The organism is Flavobacterium sp. FPG59, from assembly GCF_002150205.1.
Taxonomy (GTDB): domain Bacteria; phylum Bacteroidota; class Bacteroidia; order Flavobacteriales; family Flavobacteriaceae; genus Flavobacterium.
In genome coordinates this window covers 1-3,701 of record NZ_MTCA01000265.1, presented here as the reverse complement: position 1 = coordinate 3,701, position 3,701 = coordinate 1, and the positions used below count along the sequence as shown (strand labels likewise).

The window sequence follows — 3,701 nt, the reverse complement described above, 5'->3', positions numbered from 1 at the left end:
ATACATAATTTTATTGATAAATGGTATTTTTTCTTACTTTATGTGTTTCATAATTTAATCTTAAAAGATATTTAACTTTAAAAATTATCACTTCAATTTCATAAAATACAAATCCATAAAAATTAAAAAGCTTCGGTTCATACTCATTCAAGTTTTGTACTTTTGAACTTTTCAAAAAATATATTATGTCTCAACAAAAACGTCTTTTCTTACTTGATGCCTATGCATTAATATTTCGTGGCTATTATGCTTTTATCAAAAACCCACGTATTAACTCAAAAGGTATGGACACATCAGCCATTATGGGTTTTATGAATTCATTGATGGATGTTATAAAACGTGAAAAACCAGATCACCTTGCTGTAGCATTTGATAAAGGCGGAAGCGATTTAAGAAATGACCTCTTTCCTGAGTATAAAGCAAATAGAGACGCTACACCAGAAGCAATAAAAATTGCGGTTCCTTACATTCAAGAATTACTCAAGGCCATGCACATTCCTATTATTGAAGTAAGCGGTTATGAAGCCGATGATTTAATAGGAACCATTGCAAAACAAGCTGAAAAAGAGAATTACCAGGTTTTTATGGTTACTCCTGATAAGGATTTTGCACAACTAGTATCTGAAAATATTTTTATGTACAAACCAGCCCGAATGGGTAATGGCATTGAAATTTGGGGAGTCCCAGAAGTCTTGGCTAAGTTTGAAATTGAAAGACCTGAACAAGTTATTGATTTTCTAGGCATGATGGGCGATACGGCAGATAACATTCCTGGTTTACCAGGCGTAGGAGAAGTGACCGCAAAGAAATTGTTAAAAGAATTTGGCAGTATGGAAAACCTTTTAGCAAATACAGATAAGCTGAAAGGAAAAATGAAAGAGAACATTGAAGCCAATAAAGAAAAAGGATTGTTATCTAAAACATTAGCAACTATATTACTGGATTGCCCTGTTGTCTTTAATGAAAATGACTATGAGCTTTCTACACCTGATGTAGAAAAAACCGATGCCTTATTCAATGAACTAGAGTTTAGAAGAATGGCTGAGCAATTTGACGCTATTTTTAAAAATCCATCTCCGCTTACACAAAATAACGGATCCGAAACAGATGCCAAACTGTATAAGAAGTCTACAAAAAATGAAGATCAATTTGATCTTTTTGGATCGAATGATCAAGACGCTACATCAGATGAGAATCGAAATCAATTTTACAGTACGCTAACAAACACTGAACATTCCTATCAAATTATTCAAGGTGATTTAGGTCTAAAATTGCTTTTAAACAACTTAAACAAACAAACCTCTGTATGTTTTGATACCGAAACTACTGGGCTTGATGCACTACATGCAGAACTAGTGGGAATTTCTTTTTCTTATGAAAAAGGGAAAGGATTTTATGTTCCGTTTTCAGAAAATCAAGAAGAAGCACAAGCTTTGATAGATAAATTCATTCCATTTTTTGAAAATGAAGGCATTGAAAAAATTGGTCAAAATCTAAAATACGACTTGAAAATTCTATCCAACTATAAGGTAGAAGTAAAAGGAAAGTTATTTGACACCATGATTGCACATTATCTAATTAATCCAGATATGCGTCATAATATGGATATCTTATCCGAGACTTATTTAAAATATTCACCTCAATCTATCGAGGCTCTTATTGGAAAAAAAGGGAAGAATCAAAAATCAATGCGTGACGTAGCTCTCGAAGAAATAAAAGAATACGCCGTTGAAGATGCTGATGTCACTTGGCAACTTAAAAATATTTTTACCCAAGAACTAGAACAAACCGAAACTAAAAAACTTTTTGAAGAAATTGAAATCCCATTGGTAAAAGTACTTGCCGATATGGAAAAAGAAGGTATACGGGTTGATGTAGATTTCCTTAAGTCGCTTTCAAAAACACTTGATGAGGATATCAAAGTACTAGAAGCGAGCATTTATGAAACTGCAGGTGAAAAATTCAATTTGGCATCACCTAAACAATTAGGAGATATTTTATTTGACAAATTAAAAATTGGCGGAGTTAAACAAAAGAAAACCAAAACTGGGCAATATGCTACCGGTGAGGAAATACTGAGTTATCTTGCCCCAGAAAATCAAATAGTAAAGGACATCTTGGAGTGGAGACAGTTAGTGAAATTGCAAAACACCTATGTAGATGCATTACCAAACCAAGTTGACGCCGTTACTAAACGCATCCATACAGACTATATGCAAACCGTAGCAGCTACCGGAAGGTTAAGCTCTAATAATCCTAATTTACAAAACATCCCAATACGCACGGAACGTGGTCGCCAAATTAGGAAAGCATTTGTTGCAAGAGATGAAAATCACACCCTAGTATCTGCCGATTATTCACAAATTGAATTGCGCGTCATTGCAGCTTTGTGTGGAGAAGAAAATATGATAAAAGCGTTTCAAAACAACGAAGACATTCATAAATCTACGGCATCAAAAGTATTTAACGTTCCGCTTGAAGAGGTAACTCGCGAACAAAGAAGTCATGCCAAAACCGTAAATTTCGGGATTGTTTACGGCGTATCAGCATTTGGACTAAGCAATCAAACTAGTTTGACCCGTAAAGAAAGTGCCGAATTGATTGAGGCCTATTACCAAACGTATCCAAAATTAAAATCGTATATACAGGATCAAGTAGACTTTGCACGTGACCACGGTTATGTACAAACCATTTTAGGCCGTCGTAGGTATTTAAAAGATATCAACTCTCAAAACGCCATCGTACGTGGTGGCGCAGAACGAAATGCCGTAAACGCTCCTATTCAAGGAAGTGCTGCCGATATTATCAAAATTGCAATGATCAATATTCATAAAAGGTTAAAAAGTGAAAATTGGAAAAGCAAAATGTTATTGCAAGTTCATGATGAACTTGTGTTTGATGTGCATAATGAAGAGCTGGAAAAAATACAACCTATGATTAAACACGAAATGGAAAACGCCTTCCAACTTGTAGTGCCACTGGAAGTAGAAATTGGCACCGGTAAAGACTGGCTAGAAGCTCATTAATAAAATATACCGCAAATAAAAAAATCTCTAATTAAGCAATTAGAGATTTTTTTTTGAGGTTTGTAATGAACAATTCGTTTTAAGGAACACTTAAAAATTATAATGAACTTTCTAAATTGCGACAGCTTTTTTATTGCTTAAAATTTTGTACAACCAAAAAGCTAATACACCCAATGGTTGTAAAACAATTAGCGAAAGAATAAGAAGCATTTTAGTTACTGAAGACACTGTTGTTAAGTTTATAACCGTATACAAGGAGTAAATCCAGAATACAAAATAAAAAACCACAAGAATCATAAAAAGAATTTCTACCATAATATTTTATATTTAAATTAGTTCCACCAACTACACGAACTAGAACAGGCCATTGTTACAGTTGTAACACAAACATGACCATCTATAGCACACGAAGTATCTGATCCAATAGCTTTACAATCACTATTACCGTCACTGATATATTCTTTTGTATCAATGCTAGCTCTCAATTTAGAGGCTGTTGCTGTCGCACCTATAGCTGATTCAAACTTTAAACAAGAACTTACCGATTTCCCAGCTATTAAGTTGGCAACTTTTTTTGTAGCATTAGAATTTAAGCGTTTAGCATTATTATCATAAAGCTCAATAAAAATTGAAACTAATTTGTTCAAAACATCATCATCTTCTTTACTTATAGAT

General features: G+C 33.8%; 2 protein-coding genes. One reads left to right on the top strand and one right to left on the bottom strand.

Going from position 1 to position 3,701, the window contains the following annotated elements:
* The first annotated feature begins 185 nt into the window (after positions 1 to 185).
* On the top strand, positions 186 to 3,026 hold the full coding sequence (gene polA / locus FPG59_RS14755; protein WP_086455327.1) for a DNA polymerase I: 2,841 nt from the start codon (positions 186 to 188) through the stop codon (positions 3,024 to 3,026).
* A 332-nt stretch (positions 3,027 to 3,358) separates the two neighbouring features.
* Here the strand turns inward: polA and FPG59_RS16735 are convergent.
* Positions 3,359 to 3,701 (bottom strand): hypothetical protein (locus FPG59_RS16735; protein ID WP_176330765.1); only part of this gene is annotated, 343 nt, incomplete at its 5' end.

Bases quoted from the DNA above. Each gene is read 5' to 3' on its own strand.
- polA (WP_086455327.1), top strand. From the start codon at position 186: ATGTCTCAACAAAAACGTCTTTTCTTACTTGATGCCTATGCATTAATA.